This is a genomic window from Flavobacterium kingsejongi (assembly GCF_003076475.1).
Classification (GTDB): Bacteria; Bacteroidota; Bacteroidia; order Flavobacteriales; family Flavobacteriaceae; genus Flavobacterium; species Flavobacterium kingsejongi.
The window spans coordinates 2,654,320-2,673,811 of sequence record NZ_CP020919.1 but is presented as its reverse complement, the minus strand read 5'-3'; the positions used below and the strand labels follow the sequence as shown (position 1 = coordinate 2,673,811).

16 protein-coding genes are annotated in these 19,492 nt (G+C 40.0%); 9 read left to right on the top strand and 7 right to left on the bottom strand.

The annotated features are described in order from the left end of the window. The first annotated feature begins 281 nt into the window (after positions 1 to 281). Positions 282 to 5,324, top strand: coding sequence for a translocation/assembly module TamB domain-containing protein (locus FK004_RS11775; RefSeq protein ID WP_108737426.1), 5,043 nt, complete (start codon positions 282 to 284; stop codon positions 5,322 to 5,324). Beyond that, positions 5,311 to 7,611, top strand: a complete 2,301-nt coding sequence (tamL, locus tag FK004_RS11770; protein ID WP_108738827.1) for a translocation and assembly module lipoprotein TamL — start codon at positions 5,311 to 5,313, stop codon at positions 7,609 to 7,611. Before FK004_RS11775 ends, tamL begins: the two co-directional genes overlap by 14 nt. Before the next feature lie 6 nt (positions 7,612 to 7,617). Here tamL and FK004_RS11765 read toward each other — a convergent pair whose 3' ends face one another. After that, positions 7,618 to 8,187, bottom strand: coding sequence for a pseudouridine synthase (locus FK004_RS11765; protein WP_108737425.1), 570 nt, complete (start codon positions 8,185 to 8,187; stop codon positions 7,618 to 7,620). A 179-nt stretch (positions 8,188 to 8,366) separates the two neighbouring features. Between FK004_RS11765 and FK004_RS11760 the strand changes: the two genes are divergently transcribed. After that, complete coding sequence (locus FK004_RS11760; protein WP_108737424.1) at positions 8,367 to 8,660, top strand: hypothetical protein; 294 nt, start codon at positions 8,367 to 8,369, stop codon at positions 8,658 to 8,660. A gap of 53 nt (positions 8,661 to 8,713) precedes the next feature. On the opposite strand, the gene FK004_RS11755 is transcribed toward FK004_RS11760, so the two are convergent. From FK004_RS11755 to FK004_RS11740, 4 genes are all read right to left on the bottom strand, one after another. Beyond that, positions 8,714 to 8,911, bottom strand: coding sequence for a hypothetical protein (locus tag FK004_RS11755; RefSeq protein ID WP_108737423.1), 198 nt, complete (start codon positions 8,909 to 8,911; stop codon positions 8,714 to 8,716). Between the two features lie 123 nt (positions 8,912 to 9,034). Continuing rightward, positions 9,035 to 9,712 (bottom strand): tRNA (5-methylaminomethyl-2-thiouridine)(34)-methyltransferase MnmC2, encoded by a 678-nt coding sequence (mnmC2, locus tag FK004_RS11750; protein ID WP_108737422.1) that lies wholly within the window; start codon positions 9,710 to 9,712, stop codon positions 9,035 to 9,037. Between the two features lie 3 nt (positions 9,713 to 9,715). Continuing rightward, the gene (locus tag FK004_RS11745; protein WP_108737421.1) at positions 9,716 to 10,159 is read right to left on the bottom strand and encodes a hypothetical protein; all 444 of its coding nucleotides are present in this window, start codon (positions 10,157 to 10,159) and stop codon (positions 9,716 to 9,718) included. After that, a complete protein-coding gene (locus FK004_RS11740) occupies positions 10,156 to 10,653 on the bottom strand; it encodes a DUF4920 domain-containing protein (protein WP_108737420.1) in 498 nt (165 codons plus the stop codon). Before FK004_RS11740 ends, FK004_RS11745 begins: the two co-directional genes overlap by 4 nt. 303 nt (positions 10,654 to 10,956) lie before the next feature. Here FK004_RS11740 and FK004_RS11735 point away from each other — a divergent pair, with 303 nt between their 5' ends. Further along, the gene (locus tag FK004_RS11735) at positions 10,957 to 12,024 is read left to right on the top strand and encodes a branched-chain amino acid aminotransferase (protein WP_108738826.1); all 1,068 of its coding nucleotides are present in this window, start codon (positions 10,957 to 10,959) and stop codon (positions 12,022 to 12,024) included. 90 nt (positions 12,025 to 12,114) lie between these two features. Here the strand turns inward: FK004_RS11735 and FK004_RS11730 are convergent, their stop codons facing one another. Then, positions 12,115 to 12,498, bottom strand: coding sequence for a pyrophosphohydrolase domain-containing protein (locus tag FK004_RS11730; RefSeq protein WP_108737419.1), 384 nt, complete (start codon positions 12,496 to 12,498; stop codon positions 12,115 to 12,117). 99 nt (positions 12,499 to 12,597) lie between these two features. Between FK004_RS11730 and FK004_RS11725 the strand changes: the two genes are divergently transcribed. The 4 genes from FK004_RS11725 to FK004_RS11710 all read left to right on the top strand — a co-directional run bounded on the left by FK004_RS11725 (position 12,598) and on the right by FK004_RS11710 (position 15,703). After that, positions 12,598 to 12,786: a hypothetical protein gene (locus FK004_RS11725; RefSeq protein ID WP_108737418.1), complete on the top strand. Its 189-nt coding sequence runs from the start codon at positions 12,598 to 12,600 to the stop codon at positions 12,784 to 12,786. Between the two features lie 84 nt (positions 12,787 to 12,870). Next, positions 12,871 to 13,299 carry a hypothetical protein gene (locus tag FK004_RS11720; protein ID WP_108737417.1) on the top strand — a complete coding sequence of 143 codons (429 nt, stop codon included), beginning with the start codon at positions 12,871 to 12,873 and terminating at the stop codon, positions 13,297 to 13,299. Next, a complete protein-coding gene (locus FK004_RS11715; protein ID WP_170108555.1) occupies positions 13,299 to 15,095 on the top strand; it encodes a sensor histidine kinase in 1,797 nt (598 codons plus the stop codon). Before FK004_RS11720 ends, FK004_RS11715 begins: the two co-directional genes overlap by 1 nt. Further along, on the top strand, positions 15,092 to 15,703 hold the full coding sequence (locus FK004_RS11710) for a response regulator (protein WP_108737415.1): 612 nt from the start codon (positions 15,092 to 15,094) through the stop codon (positions 15,701 to 15,703). Before FK004_RS11715 ends, FK004_RS11710 begins: the two co-directional genes overlap by 4 nt. Positions 15,704 to 15,967: 264 nt before the next feature. Here FK004_RS11710 and FK004_RS11705 read toward each other — a convergent pair whose 3' ends face one another. Then, positions 15,968 to 18,010, bottom strand: a complete 2,043-nt coding sequence (locus tag FK004_RS11705; protein WP_108737414.1) for a dipeptidyl-peptidase 3 family protein — start codon at positions 18,008 to 18,010, stop codon at positions 15,968 to 15,970. A gap of 212 nt (positions 18,011 to 18,222) precedes the next feature. Between FK004_RS11705 and FK004_RS11700 the strand changes: the two genes are divergently transcribed. Next, entirely contained in the window at positions 18,223 to 19,413 is a 1,191-nt protein-coding gene (locus FK004_RS11700; RefSeq protein ID WP_108737413.1) for a GyrI-like domain-containing protein, read from the top strand. The last annotated feature ends 79 nt before the right edge of the window (positions 19,414 to 19,492 follow it).

Sequence of the window (19,492 nt, the reverse complement as noted above, 5' to 3'; positions counted from 1 at the left end):
CCTGTATCTTTGGAGTATAGCGCTGTATTTAGTCCCAAATCAGCAACTATGATTATAATTTTTTAACTGATTTTCAGTTTTTTATCCGTAAATACGATCTGAAAATGATTTCTAAAGAAATTTATTATTAATTTTAAGTGTTAAACGGGCATCTGATAATATTACAACATTCGCGTAAAATTGTATAATAGCCGGTTTTGAAATATTCCACATCTTTGAAAATCTTATTTTTCAGCCGGAATTGCTGCTGTATATCACTAAGAATTTAAACTGTTCCCATCTTGAAAAAAGTTACACGCATCGTTTTAAAAATTGTTCTTTGGACCATAGGATCAATTGTTGGCCTCTTTTTACTGACCGTCATCCTGATCCAAATTCCAGCAGTACAAAATTATGTCAAAGATAAAGCGGTCAATTATATTGAAGGAAAAATCCATACGCCTGTTTCTATTGGAAAAATAGAAATCGGGCTTCCTAAAAAAATCATACTCGAAGGCGTTTATTTTGAAAGCCAGCAAAAAGATACTTTACTGGCCGGTGAGAAACTGGCAGTCGATATCAGTCTTTTTAAACTGATAAGCAATGAGGTTGAAATCAACTCAATTGATCTCAAAGGTATTGTTGCCAATGTAAAACGGGATAAGGATTCTGTTTTTAATTTTGATTACATCATCAAAGCTTTTGCTTCTGCTGATGAACCTAAAAAGGATTCGAAACCGATGAAATTCTCCATTGGTAAAGTAACCCTGGATAACATCCGTGTTACATTTGATGATGCAATAACCAAAAACGACCTGAATGTTACCCTGACCCATTTTGATACCCGGATCCGAAATTTTGACCTGGACAAAATGGATTTTGAGATTCCTAAAATCACACTCGATGGCCTTAAGTTAAAACTAAACCAAGGCGCTCTGATCCAGGAAATCGCACAAAATACTGTTGAAGTTGCTGATGATGCTGTGCAAAGCCCGGACCTTAAACTAAGGCTGGATAAAATCAACTTGTCCAATATTGATATTGCCTATGACAATGCGGGAACCAAACTGAATTCGGGGATTACCCTGAAAAAACTATTCCTGGAATTCAATCATATTGACCTGAAAAAGCAACAGATAGACCTGGAAAAAATTGAATTCAGTACTATCAGGGGTGGACTTACATTGGGCAAACTGGATAAGAAGATTACGGTTCAAACGCCGGATACCCTGGCAGCAACCGGACCGAACTGGAAAGTAAACCTGAATAAAATTGCTTTTAAAGATATTGACTTTCGTTTTGACGATGAGAACGCCGCCAAAGCCAAAGCCGGAATCGACTATAAACACTTAGATTTAAGCGGTATTAACCTAAGGGCTTCCAAAATAAAATACAGCTCGGATGTTATTTCCGGGAAGCTTACAAAACTTACAGCAAAAGACCACAGTGGATTGGATATCGAAGCCTTACGGACTGACTTTTATTATGGCAGTAAAAATGCTTATCTTAAAAATCTGTACCTAAAAACCCCGCAGACCTTAGTGAAAGATGAGATCAGTGTAGGCTATCCCTCTATTGCTTCCATCAGTAAAAATCTTGGTGAACTTGCAATCAATGCTAACATCAACGGCAGTCAAATTGGATTTAAAGACATCCTGCTTTTTGTCCCGACATTATCAAAAACAAATCCTTTCCTGAGCAATCCGAATGCCATACTGCATATCAATAGTAAAGTTTCGGGTAAAGTAAATGATTTAACTATTCCAAATCTTGAAATCAGTGGTATTGGAAGTACTATTATTGCAGCCAGCGGCAGGATCACCGGATTACCCGACGTGAATAAAGCCTATTTTGACCTGAACATCAAGAATTTCCAGTCCACAGCAAAAGATATTAATCTCTTTGTGCCCAAAGGAACGATACCGTCCAATATCCAGCTGCCTTCCCAGTTGAAACTGACCGGTACCTTTAAGGGGGGAATTACCAATTTCAATACCAATCTCAATCTGGTAAGCAGTTTTGGAAATGCACGTATCAAAGCCCTGTTCGATCAAAGGAAGAAAAAAAGAGAACGTTATGATGCGAATGTGGAACTGACCAACTTTAATGTAGGCCGGTTGCTGAAAAATGATTCTATTGGAAAAATAAGCCTTAAAGCCACTGTAAAGGGTACCGGACTTGATCCGAAAACAGCCAGTGCTACTTTAAACGGGCTACTGATTAAAGCCGATTACAACCGGTATACCTACCGTAACCTGGCACTGAAAGGTACCATCAAAAATGGCCTTTTCAATGCTGAAGCCGGAATGAATGACCCAAATCTTGATTTTAAACTGGTCGCCAGCGGAGACTTCAATAAAAAATATCCTTCGGTTAAAGCAGATCTCGCTATCGAAATGGCAGACCTGAATAAAATCAACCTCAGTAAAGATCCCCTACGCGTGAGCGGTAAACTGAATGCGGATATCCAGGATGCCAATCCTGACTTCCTGAATGGTACCATCAGCTTAGATAATTTTATTATTGCCAATGCGAAAGAGCAATTCATTCTGGATACGATTCATCTAGTAGCCACAGCAACTGCTGATACGAATACGATTAAATTAAAATCACAGTTTATAGATGCCGATGTTGTTGGGAAATATAAATTAACCCAGCTGGCAACTGCATTACAACAATCGATTGCCAAATATTACAATACCAATCCCGGTATACCTCCTAAAAAAATCGAGCCTCAGCATTTCGCTTTTAACATGAAAGTTAAAAATGATCCTGCTTTACTTGCATTGGTTCCGGAAATCAAAAGACTTGACCCAATCACCATCAACGGGCGCTACAATAGTGTGAATGACAGTATCGTTTTAAACGGTACCATTCCAAAGGTTATTTATGGTGCTAATACCATTACGAATGGCATAATTGCACTCCGTACTGAAGATGACGCCTTAAACTACAGCCTGGTGATTGATGATATCCAGAGCTCACAAATCAATTTGCCATATACCAGCATAACCGGAACGGTAAAAGAAAATACGGTAGCCTATAAATTGCAGGTACGCGATGCCAAAGACAAAGAACATTACCTCGTAGAGGGAAAACTAAAAGCCGAAAACGGGGATACTGAAATAAGCCTGGATCCACAAGGATTGGTTTTGAATTATGAAACCTGGAATATCGCACCTGAAAACAGTATCCGCCTTGGGAAAAACGGAATCCATGCTAATGATTTCGAACTTCGCCATGATGGGAATATGTTGAAAATCCAATCGGAATCCGATGCCCCTAATGCGCCGCTTGCTGTCGATTTTACCGATTTCAAAATTGAAACTATTACCAGTATGATCCAAAAAGACACTTTACTGGTTGGTGGAGTGATCAATGGGAATGTATTGGTAAGGGATCTCTCCAAAACTCCGGTATTTACCTCAGACTTAAAAATCACCGACCTGAGCTTTAAAACCGATACTATTGGGAATCTGGAAATAAAAGTAGATAATGAAATCGCCAATACATTCAGGGCAGCGGTACAAATTACAGGACAGGAAAACCAGGTGAACCTGGACGGTACATACCGTACTGACAATAGCAGTTTCGACATGAATTTAGACATGCAACGCCTGAACCTGAAAAGCATACAGGGATTTACTATGGGCGCTATCACGGAGAGCACCGGATTCCTTTCCGGCCAGTTTAAAGTTGACGGTACGGCAGATCAGCCTAAAGTAATTGGAGACCTGAAATTCAATGCTATCGGATTCCGTGTCCAACAACTGAATTCTGTGTTTAAAGACATGAATGAATCGATTGCATTTACCCCAAGCGGGATCGTATTTAATAATTTCTCCCTTAAAGATGAAGAAGACAATGTGTTAGCCGTAAATGGCCGCATCAATACGACAACCTATCGCGATTTTGGTTTTGATATGAAAGTGGATGCCGATAATTTCCGTGCCATGAACTCTACCGAAAAAGACAATGACCTTTATTATGGTGAATTGTACCTGGATACACATCTTAATATCAAAGGAACCTTAGAGAGCCCTGTTGTCGATGGAAATATTAAAATCAATGAGGGTACCAAACTGACCGTTGTCATGCCGCAATCGGATCCTTCCATTGCCGATCGTGAAGGTATCGTTGAGTTCATCGATCAGGACAATCCCCAGTTGAAGAAAATGATCATTGCTGATGAATCTGTCAGCAAAAGCAAACTTACAGGAATGAATGTTTCCGTAAATATCGCCATCGTCAAAGAAGCGGAACTAAACCTTGTCATTGATAAAGGCAATGGCGATTTCCTGAAATTAAAAGGGGAAGCCGAACTGAATGGTGGAATTGACCCTTCCGGAAAAACCAGCCTGACCGGTCGTTATGAATTTACGGAAGGTGCTTACAAGATGTCTTTCAACTTTATCAAGCGAAAATTTGATATCGAAAAAGGCAGCTACATTTTATGGACAGGAGAACCGATGTCGGCCAATATCAATATTACGGCAATTTATGAAATCGAAACGGCTCCTATTGACCTGGTGGATGACCAGCTTGGGAGTGTGGCTCCTGCCGTACGGAATACCTATAAACAAAAAATTCCTTTCCAGACGAAGCTGATGATGCAGGGCGAACTTTTAAAACCCCAAATCTCTTTTGATATCCAGATTCCGGATGGGAATTACAATGTCTCAGCCGATGTCATCTCACTTTCAAAAGCCAAACTGGATCAGATCCGGAACCAGCCTTCTGAGATGAACAAACAGGTTTTTGCCTTATTGCTCCTGAATCGTTTCGTGGGCGAAAATCCATTTGCAAGTGAAGCCGGATCGGTTGGTGCAGAATCCATCGCCCGCCAGAGTGTCAGCAAAATACTTTCCCAACAGCTGAATAACCTTGCCGGAGATTTGATCCAGGGCGTAGAAGTAAACTTTGACCTGGAATCCACCGATGACTATACTACCGGACAACGGGAGAACAGGACCGACCTTAATGTTGCAGTATCCAAAAAATTACTCAATGACCGATTGAAAGTAACGATCGGAAGCAATTTCGGACTTGAAGGGCCGGATCAGGAAAACCGGGAAGCCAATAATATTGCGGGTGATATTTCCGCAGATTACCAACTGACCAAAGACGGCCGCTACATGGTACGCGCCTACCGCAAAAACCAATACCAGGTTGCCCTACAGGGCCAGGTCGTGGAAACGGGTGTTGCTTTTATCATCACAATGGACTACAACAAATTCCGGGAACTGTTCCACCGCTCTCAAAAAGACAAAGAAATTAAAGAAAAAGAGAAAAAGGATAAAGAAAAAAATGCCGCAACCAAAAAAGAAAAAAATGATTCAAAATAGATATATAGTACTCTTTTTAGTTACGCTGTTTTTATCAGCCTGTAGCAACACCAAGTATTTGCCGGAAGGTGAATTGTTGTATGTTGGTGGTAAGGTAAAAATTGAAGATTCCCTGCTTTCCAAAAGCGATAAAAAGACAATGAAAGCCGATCTTGAAGCACTATTGCGGCCAAAGCCCAATCGCGCTATATTGGGATTAAAACCCAAACTCTACTTTTACAATCTCGCCGGGGAACCTACCAAAGATAAAGGATTCCGTCACTGGCTGCGTACCAAAGTAGGCGAACCTCCTGTACTATTCAGTAAGGTCGATTTGGAATATAACGCCAGTATATTGCAGAATTATGTGGAAAACAAAGGCTATTTCAAAGCCCGGACGGAAGCCGACTCTACTGCCAAAAACAAAAGGGCAACAGCCGATTATACCGTACACCCGAATGTGCGCTACAAAATAAAATCCGTAACCTTTCCTACCGATTCTACCGCCATTGACAGTGCTGTTGCTGCCACAAAGCGAGGAAGCCGGTTGCGCAAAGGCAGGGGTTACGACCTGGATGTCATTAAAGAAGAACGGGAAAGGATTGACACCCGGTTAAAAGAAAAAGGATATTATTTTTTCAATGCTGATTTTATCCTGATCCAGGTTGATAGTACTGTAGGCAAGCACGAAGTAGATCTTATCGTAAAAGTTAAGGAGGAAACGCCGGAACAGGCCAAAAAAATATATACGATTAATGATATTGTCATTTACCCGAACTTCACATTAGCAGGTGACACCCTAAACAAATCGGCAGATGCCGTTGAAAAATATAAGGATTTCACTATTATCGATCCGGAGAAGATGTTCAATCCGCGTATTTTTGATAGGTCCCTTTATTTTAAAAAGGGAGATCTTTATAACCGAACCAACCACAACCTGTCGCTCAATCGGTTGGTCAATTTAGGAACCTTTAAGTTTGTCAAAAACCAATTCCGTATATCGGATACGCTTAATAATAAGCTGGATGCCTATTATTACCTTACGCCATTACCCCGGAAATCAATCCGGTTTGAGATATTGGGAAAAACCAATTCTGCCAACTATACCGGTTCGGAACTGAGTGTGAACTGGAGCAATCGAAATACATTCCATGGTGCTGAATTATTAACCATTTCTGCCTTTGGAGGTGCCGAAGTCCAGGTTTCAGGACAAAATAAGGGCTATAATGTCTACCGTGTCGGTACCGAAGCCAACCTGATCTGGCCCAGGATCATTGCGCCATTCCCTTTCACTTCTTCCAGCGGATTTGTCCCAAGGACAAAGGCCACTTTGGGATATGAATTCCAAAACCGACAGAAACTCTATACCCTGAACTCTTTTAAAGGCTCTTTTGGCTATTTATGGAAAGAAAGTGTACATAAGGAACACGAATTGAATATCACACAAATCAATTATGTAAGCCCCTTTAATGTGACCGATGAATACCGGCAAAAGATAGCAGATGACACTTTAGGCAACTCCCTACAGCGGATCATCGACCGTCAGCTGATCTTTGGGCCTACCTATTCGTTTACCTATACCAATACCATGGAAAAGCGTAAGAAAAATACGTTTTACTATAAAGGTTCGATCGAATTGGCCGGAAATATAGCAGGGCTTATTACTGGCGCTAATGCGAAAAAAGACAATACCGCTACTATTTTTAGTGTGCCATTTAGCCAATTTGCAAAAATGGAGCATGATTTCAGGCATTATTTTCGCCTGAGCCGAAATTCTCAGTTGGCCAGCCGTATCATTGTGGGTGTAGGCGTACCGTATGGCAACTCTACTGAATTACCCTATATTCGCCAGTTTTTTATCGGTGGTACCAACAGTATCCGGGCTTTCCGGGCGAGGGCTATTGGTCCCGGATCATTTAACGTAGCAACCGATTCCAATTCCTTTTTACCCGATCAATCGGGAGATATCAAGCTCGAACTCAATACAGAATACCGTACCAAACTGTTTAGTATCGTCCAGGGCGCTGTTTTTGTAGATGCCGGGAATATCTGGCTTATGAATAAAAATGATAGTAAACCGGGTGCTGAATTCTCCGGCAGGTTCCTGAATGAACTGGCCGTTGGAACCGGGGTTGGATTGCGTTTTGACCTTTCCTTTTTAGTACTGCGTACGGATCTTGCTTTCCCATTACGCAGACCGGATAATCCGGAAGGCAGCCGATGGGTACTGGATCAGATCAGTTTTGGGAATAGTTCCTGGAGAAAAGAAAACCTGGTATTTAACCTCGCTATTGGCTATCCGTTCTAAAGCGTATCAGATTTCCAGATCGCTGACTTCAATAACCTCACCGGCTTTGAGATGATGGAGGTGTATTGCTCCTACTCTCACCCTGATCAGCCTTAAAGTCGGGAATCCTACTGCAGCGGTCATTTTGCGCACCTGGCGGAATTTACCTTCATTAACGATAATGGAAACCCAGCTTGTAGGACCATGGCGTTCGTCCCGTATTTTTTTGGTACGTGCTTCAAATTCGGGTGCTTCTTTCAAGATAAAAGCCTCACAGGGCAAGGTCTGGTATTTGGTGCCTTTGACCCCAATTTCCACCCCTGCTTTCAGTTGCGCTACTGCAGCGGTATCGATAAGGCCATCCACCTGGGCGTAGTATTCCTTCTCTACTTTTTTACTGCGTACTTTTTCACTCATCATGCCTTCGGTAGTCAGTAGCAATAACCCTTCAGAATCTTCATCCAGGCGTCCTATAGCCATCGTTCCTTCGGGGAAATCATAGAGTGCCCCCAATAGTTTTTTCTTCTGTACGGGATGGACGAACTGGCAAACATAACCGTGAGGTTTGTGAAGTATAAAATGGCGGTGCTCCGACATGTGGAAAATATTAAAGATTAGGAATGGCGGCAAACTTACCACTAATTTTATAAATCCAGCTGTAGAATAGGTTTATGACGATCTTTTTTATTGAAAAGTACTATGACAGTAGAGGTAAATCATATAAAAAATTATAACTTTACGACATAAAATGGAAAGACTAATCTAAAATTTATATAATGAAAAAGAGAATCATGACCACTGCTGTTGCCGTTTTTGCTTTAGGCCTTATGGGATCTTGCGGAAGCAAAGAAAACAATTCCGATAACGAAAAAGGGAATGTGGTATATCCTGAGGGTAACCCGGTACAAAGCAATGACGGAAGAAGAACCGATTATAGCCTGACTACCAGTTCAGCAGAACACACTATGCCTGTAGATACTGCAGCTGCAACAGTGGACACAACAAAAACACCTACTCCTGCAGCTGCAGCAGAAAATAAAGCGGAAGCGAACAAACAGTTGCAAAACTAAACGTCCCTAAAGCACATAAAAAAAGGAGCCTGAAATTTCAGGCTCCTTTTTTTTTATTTATTTACAACTATAAGGCAATGCTTAAGTTCCGGTTTCTCATTGGTGTAGTTCAACAGCCAGTCGAAAAGTTCATCGACTTCTGAAGGTAACAAAAAACGTACTGCTTTCTCTAGTTCTTTACAAAATAACAACGGATCAAAACTTACTCTTTCCAGTATAGTCTTGGTATAGGCAAACATAGATCTTGACATGATTAATGATTTTTATTAAAATTATTACTTAAGAACGTTTTGTAAATGTATATTTAATTACTAGCTAAAATACACAATAAAACGTTAATAAAATAAGGATAGCTGTTAATTAAATCAAGACTCTTAAATGAGATCATTCTTTTTAGTCGCCCGCATCATTTCTCTTTTCCCTGGTGGGCCTGCCATTTTCGTTACTGTAAATCCTGCTTCCTGCATGTTTCTCTTAATAATGCCCCGTGCAGCATAGGTAACCAGAGTCCCTTCGGGTTTTAATGCCTTATACATGATCGCAAAAATCTCCGCAGACCACAATTCGGGCTGTACCCGAAAACCAAAAGCATCGAAATAGATCAGGTCAAATGCCTGCTCGTATTGGATTTCATTAAAAAAGAGCTTATTCTTTGTGAGCTCGAAAGTAGCATCCAGTGCTACAGGAGTTTCCCAGGCGGCATCATGCATAGCGGCAAAAACAGGCGCATTAGCTGCGACATCCAATTCCTGGGCATAATTCATAAGGCCTACTTCTTCCGGAGAAATTGGATAAGCCTCAATGCCGGTATAGTTTATTTTTTGGTTATTCTTTTTTCCCTCCAAAAAAGTAATAAAAGCATTCAGCCCTGTCCCAAAACCGATCTCCATAATAGCCACCGTTTCTTTTCCCCGGAACAGCGAAAGGCCATTTTGGATAAAGACATGATAGGCCTCTTGTATGGCACCGTGCTTCGAATGATAGCTTTCCTCCCATTCGGGTAAATGAATGGTGGTAGAACCGTCGGAAGTCTGAATAATTTCTCTTTTCAAAATTTATGGGATATATAATTTTTTTATTCGGGGTATGGGCCCGCCGCATTTTACCTCATGGCATCGGATGCAGGCACTCACGGCATTATTAAAGTGTTCCCGGGCACCTTTTGGATCCTCGTGGATTAATTCCTGTGCTTTCAGGAATAAGGCTGCCTGTTGCTTAAAAAAAGCATCATTTTCTGAAGTATCGGTCATTACTGCCTTATGGATCTTCAGGAAATGATTGGGAAAATCACCAATAGTATCCCCCCGCATAATACGCTCTTTAAGACGTTGATTGTCTACATACATCTGTTCCATTAGGGCAGACATTTCAGACATCTCATACATTTTAAATTTCTTATTAGGGGCAGATTCTGTTTTTACGACTTCTGTTTCCGGTACCTCCTTTTTACAGGACACCAGCAACAGGAATAAAAAAGCTACATATACTATTGCTCTCATTCCTGGGTAATTAGTACTCCATCAGCCTGGAATGCATACGTAATCTTAGGTTCTGTAATTTTACTGATCTCCGCTTCTGATTTTCCGCCATCTTTAGCATAATGACGTTGTTGGTCAACTGTTTCTACACTGATAAAAGCCTTACCGCTTACGATAGCATCTTCATTGGTAGCATTCATCGGTACAAAAAAGCTGTAGTCTTTGAATTTTACAAAAGCTTCTTTCTCCTCTGGTAATTCCATTGCCATCCAGCATCCTTTCTTTTTGCACACATCATTAATTTTCGATTTGAATTTCACATCAATCGTATCCCCTTCTTTAAGGCCTTTGAATTTTTCAAACATTTCCTCTTTTGTCAGGGCATTGTCAGGTGCAATTTTAGTCCCGAACTCAGCATATACCGTTTCCGGCTCTTTTACTGTTTCTTCCGTTTTCTTATCTGCACAACTCATTAGTGACAGAAAAACACTCATTAATAGTATAACTTTTTTCATAATATGGATTTAAATAGTAGTATTGATACTCTTTTGAGAAGCAAAAATAATTTTTTCTATCGGGTAACTATTACAATTTTTAATCTTTTTTTATTATATAATTAATAAATAAAGAGTATACAAAACGAAAATTAAGAATAATTAAAAAGTAAAGGCGATTTTGTTTAAATTTTAAATATTCTTTATTAAAGATTCTTTTTTTATTAATTTAGCAAAAATAAAATCAAATGTAAACTTTTAAAATTATTTCTATTATTGATTTACAATCGATTAGAAGCATTTTTAAAACCTTTAAAATTTAAAATGAGCACAACCAACAGTATTGAAATTGACATTCAAAAAGCAGCGACTTCTAAAATCAGCCAGATTGATTTTGAAAATTTAGCTTTCGGAAATATATTTACAGACCACATGCTACTCTGCGATTTTGCCGATGGAGCGTGGCAAAAACCTGTTATTAAACCTTATGAGCCCTTCTTAATGGATCCTTCATCCCGGGTTTTTCACTACGGGCAGGCAATTTTTGAAGGGATGAAAGCCTACAAAGACGAACAGGATAGCGTATGGCTTTTCAGGCCTGAAGAAAATTTCATCCGTTTTAATAAATCCGCCAACCGTTTAGCGATGCCTTCAGTTCCGGAACCTGTATTTATGGATGGTCTTAAGGAACTCCTTAAAATTGAACAGGAATGGGTTAAAAAAGGAAAAGGAAACTCTTTGTACATCCGTCCTTTTATGATTGCTACCGGAACCGGTGTAATTGCCGCCCCTTCTTCCCAATACCGATTTATGATCATTCTTTCTCCGGCAAAATCTTATTATTCCGGTGAAGTAAAAGTTATTATTGCAGAGCATTACAGCCGCGCTGCCAATGGTGGTATTGGAGCTGCGAAAGCTGCAGGGAATTATTCCGGGCAATTTTACCCTACAAAACTGGCCAATGAAAAAGGATTCCAGCAAATTATCTGGACCGATGATGCTACCCATACCAAACTGGAAGAAGCCGGAACAATGAACGTGTTCTTCAGGATTGGTGATACTTTATATACTGCCCCTACCAGTGAGCGCATCTTAGACGGTGTAACCCGTAAAAGCCTTATTGAACTGGCAGAACGCGAAGGTCTGAAGGTTGAAGTGCGTTCTGTATTAGTTAGTGAACTGGTTGAAGCTGTCCAAAATGGAACCCTTAAAGAGATCTTTGGTGCCGGTACTGCAGCAGTGGTCAATCCTATTATTGGATTTTCATACCAGGACGTATATTATGAACTGCCTCCAACGGAAAACAGTTATGCGTTACAACTAAAAGAAAAACTAAACAATATCCAATACAAACTTGCCGAAGATACTTTTGGCTGGACGGTAAAAGTATAAATCCCTTCCTGAGCGAAAGGATCGTATTCCAAAAGCAATGGCTATCTCCAATCTGGATGATAGCCATTGCTTTTTATAGGTATGATTCCATTATTTCAGAATGGCTTCAAAATTGGGCTTAGAATAATTTGGCCCTTTCAGCACTTTCCCATCCTCGCGATAAATCGGTTTGCCATCTGCCCCTAATTTACTCATATTGCTCCGCTGGATTTCATCAAAAACTTCTTCTATTTTATGTTGCAGTCCATGTTCGAGTATCGTACCGCAAAGGATGTACAACATATCTCCCAAAGCATCGGCAATCTCTACGAGGTCCTTATTTTGAGCCGCTTCAAGATATTCTTCATTTTCTTCTTTCATCAGATTATAACGTAGCATGTGGATGGCATCACCCAAATCCGTTTTTGGAGTTGCACTAACACCCAGTCCAAATGCGGTATGAAATTCCCTGACTGCATTTAATTTTTTCTGCATAATTCTAATTTTAAATTTACAATCCTTTCAGTATTTTACTGTTGCAAAATACTAACTTTTACATTCAGATTAGCTATTTTTACACCAAAATTAAATACTATGTTTACTCAGGGCCAATGGATGTTTGCCGCTTTTTTTGTGGTAGTTTTTGTAATTGCTATGATCTATTCCTACCGAAAGGATATATTACTTCACAAACGTTTTTATAAAGGGAGCTACTGGATCCTGATCGGCTTCCTGATTTTTATCGCAATACTATTTTTTATAAAATACTACTTGAAAGATTAATCTTATATTTTTCATAAAATCCCCAATAATGGGGATTTTTTTTAAATTTAAACCCACGAAATTTACACCTTAAAAATAACCCCTATGAACACTTACGACGGAAGCGGAAATTTTAAAAAAGACGGCAAAGCAGTCTACAACATTTATTTGCCAAAACCGGCACCAGGAGACAGCTATACCTTCGGCCCGGTTTATAATGTTTCAACAGCAGTAGAGAATAAAATTCTGATCTGCATGCAGAGTACATTAAACACAGCACTTGCTGATCTTGATGAAAACACAGTACCTTATGAATTTGAATTACTCTCCAGTGCGGTAGTAACCTCAAACAGTGCGGTAGCTTTAGATTTGGGTAAAAATACGATTGAAGTAGCATTATTCCATAATGATAAACCTGTTACAGCCAACCAGGCAACCCTGGTTTTTAATAATGCGATGAATGGCACCTGTGGCATCGATGGTGGCTATGGCGATCCTAAGAAATGTGGAACAGGTTCGATGACAAGAGTCTAATGAGTTTATGGCTTTGTAAAAAGTTATGGATATTGCCCGCATCTTTTTTTGCGGGCAGTATTTATGCTCAAAATGATGCGAAATTAATTTCCATCGAAAAGGCTATCCAAAACGGGTATGTGGAAAGCTCGATCAAAGATTTAAATAAAATACAACCCAAAACACTAAAAAAAGCCGATCAGGCTTTTTACAATTATATATTCGGCCAAGCCTATGAGCAGCAGAATAAATCGGATTATGTTTATAGCTATTACCTGAAAGCTAAAGAACTCTATAAGGCTGTTGACAGCTTGGATAAAGTAGCCGCCATTAACCTGGACCTGGCTTTTTTAATAGACAGCCAGAAAAACAATACGGGTAAAGCCCAACACTACGCAGACGAATTCCTGGCCTACGCCAAATCCACAAAAGACAGTAAAAAATTAGCCCGGGCTTATGCCCAGTTGGGTAGTATGAATGCAGGATTGCACGATGAGAAAAGCCTGTACTATTTTACCCTTGCCATAAAGCAAAACCAGATCGCGAAAGATACGGACATCGAAATTGGCCTGAATAATAATATTGCTGTACTGCATAACGAGTACCTCAACCAGCCAGACTCCGGTTTATATTATCTTAAAAAGAACCTGCCATTGATCGTTCCACAACAAAAATACTTTGAACTGTGCAACAATTACATCAACCAGGCAAGTTCCTACCATCACAAAAAAGACTATAAAAAAGCTATCGAATACTTATTAAAGGCCGATAGCGTTCCCAATAAACAAAAGGTCAAAATCCTGAAATCTTATATTTATGAATTCCTTTCCTTAAATTACAAGCTTTCGGGCAATATCGCCAAGGCGTATGACTACCAGCAACTGGAATACATCTATAGTGACAGTATCCAGTATGACAAACAAAACATTGCGATTGCCGATATCCAGACCCGGTATGAAACCAAAGAAAAGGAACTGGAAAACAAGCTGCTGAAGAAAGAAAACAAAATCATTGACAACAAGCATAAGGCGAGCCAAAACTTGTTTTATGGTGCGGTTGCCCTGTTATTCATCAGTATCGTTATTGCTTACCTGATTACCCAAAATTTAAAACGAAAGCAAAAAATAAGCGACCAGTACAAAGAGATTGAAAAACAAAAATTAGACAAGCAGCTGGGTGAAATGGAATCCAGCGCCATCGACCTGATGCTGGAAGGACAGGAGAAAGAGCGGCAACGGATTGCCAACGACCTCCATGACAATCTGGGTAGCTTACTGGCCGCCTTGAAACTTAATTTTGATAATCTCAGGACGAAAAACAGTATGCCTATCCATGATAAGCTTTACGACAAGACTGATAACCTCATCCAGGAAGCCTACCAAAAGGTAAGAAGCCTGGCCCATGCTAAAAATGCAGGGGTGATCGCAAATCAGGGATTGGTGCCTGCAGTGGAAAATTTAGCCGCCAAAGTCACTATTCCAGGTAAGTTTACCATCAATATATTTCCCTTTGGGCTGGATGAACGTATCGAGAATACCATGGAGATTTCCATATTCCGGATGATCCAGGAGCTCGTGACCAATATCATCAAGCATGCGGAAGCTACAGAGGCTAATATTCACCTTACCCAGCACGAAGACTCCCTGAATATTATTATTGAGGATAATGGTAAAGGAATGGATACCCGTACTATCCTGCGTAAAAACGGTATGGGGCTCAAAAACATAGAAAAAAAAGTAGAACACCTGGACGGTACCCTTACAATTGAAGCCTACGAAGGCAAAGGGACATCCGTAGTAATAAATATACCCTTATGATTACAATTGCCATTGCGGAAGACCATCAATCCCTGATTGACGGGATCAAACTATTACTGGAATTTGAAGAAGATATCCAGATCGTTGGAGAAGCCAATAACGGAGAAGATTTATTGCAAATTGTCCGTAGCAAGCAGCCTAATATTGTCCTTACCGATATCCGGATGCCGAAAATGGATGGCATTACCGCGGCCAAAATCATACGAAAGGAATTTCCGGAATGCCGGATTATTGCTTTCAGCATGTTTGAGCAGGACGAAGCCGTACAACAGATGATCGACACTGGGGCTTCGGCTTATATTACTAAAAATTCTTCTTTGAAATTATTGCTTACTGCTATAAAAGCGGTCGCCAATAACGAGACCTATTTTGAAGCGGATATTAAGAAATCCGAGCATCGGGACACTACCAACAGTCCTATTAGCCCAAGGGAGAAGGAAATCCTGGAACTTATTGCCCAGGGAAAAACATCACAGGAAATAGCCGAGCAACTGTTTATTGGAAAATCCACCGTTGATTCCCATCGGAAAAACCTGCTTCGGAAGTTAAACCTTCAGGGGAAAAGTGAATTGCTACGGTACGCAATGGATAAGAAATACAAATTTTAATCCCTACTATAAAACTAAAAAATCCCCATTAATGGGGATTTTTTTATGTACTGTATTTCCGCACCTTTGTGTGCTGAAAAATTAGGCCTAACCAATAACAGGAATATGTAATGTATCCGAACAGGACAATGCCTGTGTGTCTAAAATAATAGGTTACCCATATCACCTGGCACTACAGACCGCCAGGCAGTCCAATAGTTTTAGTTTGTTATTGTTAAAAAAAATGCCCGGCTTCCCACCGGGCATTTTTGATCGTATCAAAGATTAATTGGTATCGGGAAGGAAGTTGTAATTTTTGGAATAAAACAACATCTGCTCCGCAAAGGTTTTAGGTTCCTGGATTTCAATGGCGGTAATTTCGCCTTTTGCATCCGTCTTCGGTACCAGTACCGGATTTACAAATCCTTTATAAGCTGCTGCATTGAATTTTTTATTGCGTTCCAGCACTTCTTTGTGTAACTTCTGATCTACTTTAACACCATAATTTTCCACCAGTGCTTTACCGGCATTATAATCCCCTTCCGATTTTATCCTTTGGGTTTCTTTCAATAGTTCACCAAAAAGCTCATGCAGTTTTTCATAATTTGTAATATTAAAATAGGTTTTTCCATCACGGGTGATTTTCTCGATAACATTATCCTTTTTCCCTTTTTCAAATACCCAGGCACTCACCCACTGACGGTTTCTCATGTGTGCTTCTTCAATATCTGCCCCCTGGTCCAGACGTACCAATTGTGTCATCAATCCATTTCGGATATAACCATCATAAGCCGCCTTTCCTACTTTTTGCCAATCGTCTACCAATCCCAGTTCCTGGAGTTTTGGACTATAGAGATAATACAGGCCTACTAAATCTGCCCTGCCTTCTTCCAGTGTGGAAGCATAACTTTTCAGGGTTTCTTTTGGTGTGCCTACTCCCGGATTAATCTGACCCGAAGCGTGCCCTACCACTTCATGCAGTGCCGTGTGCATTTTATCCGCTATTTCACCATATTTTTCTTCCAGTTCTATTTCTTCCTTATCGTTGGCAAATTCTTTTACTTTATCCGAACCTCCGGCATGGTTGTAAGCATCTATGATGTTTCCTAAAGAAACCGATTTAGAGCCGTATTCTGCACGAATCCAGTCAGAATTAGGCAGGTTTACCCCAATAGCAGTACTGGGTGAGGCATCACCGGATTCTCCGGCTACAACTACCGTTTTATAGGTAATCCCTACTACCTTTTTCTTTTTATGTTCCGGTTGTAAAGGAGAGTTGTTTTCAAACCATTGGGCATTTTTAGAAATAACTTCCATTTTGGCTGACATTTCGAAATCCTTAATTTGTACTGTACTCTCATAAGAGCCTCTATAGCCTAAAGGATCATTATACACTTCAATAAAACTATTGATATAGTCAATATTACCTTCGGTAGCCTGTAACCATGCGATATTATAATCGTCCCAGGTTTTCAGGTCTCCGGATTTGTAATAACTGATCAGGAGCCCTAAAGCATCGCCCTGTTTTTTATTTTCGGCTACTGTTTTTGCTTTTTCCAGCCAAAAAACAATTTTATCGATTGCAGCACCATACATTCCGCCGCTTTTCCAAACTTTTTCTTCCAGTTCCCCTTTGGCATTGCGTACCAATTTGGAATTTAGCCCATACGAATACGGTCTTTTAGGATCCGGGCTGGTTTTTTTAGCATAAAAATCTTCTACTTCCTTAGCGGTAATTCCTTTATCATAAAAATTAATCGCAGAGCCGGAAAGCAATCCTTTGCTTTCGTCCAGATTTACCTTTTTAGCATCTACATCATTGAACAGGATGGATACAACTTCAGGTTCCAAAGTCGTTTTGGTATCCGATAACAATTTGATAAAGTAGCCTTGTGGAAAATCCGGTTTAATTTTTTCGTTGGAATAATGGTGGTGGATCCCATTAGAAAACCATACCCTTTTCAGGTAAATTTCAAAATTAGTCCAGTCCTGTGCATTTTTATCGCCTTTGTAATTTTGGTAAATATTTTCCAGTGCTTTCCTGATTTTCAGGTTGTGCTTGTAGTTCTGATCCCAGAAAATATCACGCCCGGAAAGCCCGGCTTGTGTGAGGTAATATACCAATTTCTTTTCTTTCAGTGTCAGGTTTTCAAATCCGGGTACTTTGTACCGCAGTACTTCAATATCGGCAAACTGATCTACTTTATAGTCGGAATTTTCAGTTTTCGTCTTTGGTGCTTCTTTTTCTGCTACAGCCGTTTTTTCCTTATTACAGGAAAGCAGCACAGCCGAAGCCAAAAACAAGCCGGCAAATGTTTGTAATTTCATTATATTTCGATTTTTTTTAAGTTCTCAAACAAATATAGGAAAACTTTTATAATTCCTGTATCCTCCTAAAACGTTTGAAAACAGGGTTTCATTGTGTAGAGTGACCATTAAATAATTATAACTAAAAGATATTTATTGGGCGATTGTGTTAATTTTTGTAACTTGAAAAAGTTTCGATTTAATTTCTAACTTTGCCTCTTAAACCTACACCTATGAAAATTGCCAAATATATCTTTCTTTTGATTGTATTAGTAGCTATTGCCCTCACTGTATACGTAGCTACCCTTAAAGGAGATTATTTAGTGGAACGAAGCAAAACGGTTCCCGTTTCTAAAAAAATAATTTATGATTATGTCAATAATTATAAAAACTGGGAAGACTGGGACTTTATCAATGACAAAGGCAGCAACATACAGTACACCTACAGCGATAGTACCGCAGGAAATGGCGCCTACATTTCATGGAAAAACAATACGGAAGAAGGCCGCCTGGAAACCATTTTTGCCAAAGAGGCCGATTCGCTTGCGCAAAAGAAAACGGTATCCGGTGAAACCTCATTCCAATACTGGAGTTTTAAAGACACAGAACAGGGAACTAAGATCACCTGGTATACCAAAGGAGAATTAGGGTTTGTGGCCAAATTCAAAAACCTGCTGGAAGGCGGAACACAAAAATCTGTAGGGAAGGATTACGATAAAGGGCTTGCAGGCCTTACCAAAATTATTATCGAACAGATTAATACTTTTGACATTAAAGTGGAAGGTGTCACCAATCGTAACGGTGGATTTTACCTGCAACAGCAGGCAATATGCAAAATCCCGGAACTGACAGATACTATTACTGCCATGACGACAGCCATTTTCAGTTTCTTCAGAAATAACAAGATCACAATGACCGGCCCTCCTTTTACGGTCTACAAAAATTATAATACAACAACAGGAACGGTTGATTTTGCAGTAGCAATGCCGATAGCAGAAGAAATATTCACGACTCCGGGCAGTGATTATACCTGTGCTAAACTAGAGCCGGGTACGTATCTTAAAACCGTATTGCATGGCCACTATTCCCACAGCAAACAGGCATGGGATAAAGCGATGGCATACATCACAACCAATAACCTTGTACAGAATACAGCACTTCCCAATCTGGAAGTTTATGTAAAAGGCCCAGCGGAAACAAAAAATGCTGCGGAATGGATCACTGAGCTGTATATTCCAATAGGGCCGGTAACTGCCCCTGTGGAAAATGGTGTAGTAACAAGTAACACTACCGCCACACCAACAACAGCAATACCGGGCACTACACCTGCTACGGTTCTAAAACCGAAAGTAGTGAAACCGAAAGCTCCTGTCGCAAAACCCACAACTACTACAACGGAAGTCTTTAATGACCCGGATCAATAAAAAAAGATCGCCTAAGAATTTAGGCGATCTTTTTTTTAGGCTTTTTGTCCCGTCCTGAAATAGCGATACAAAAAAAAAC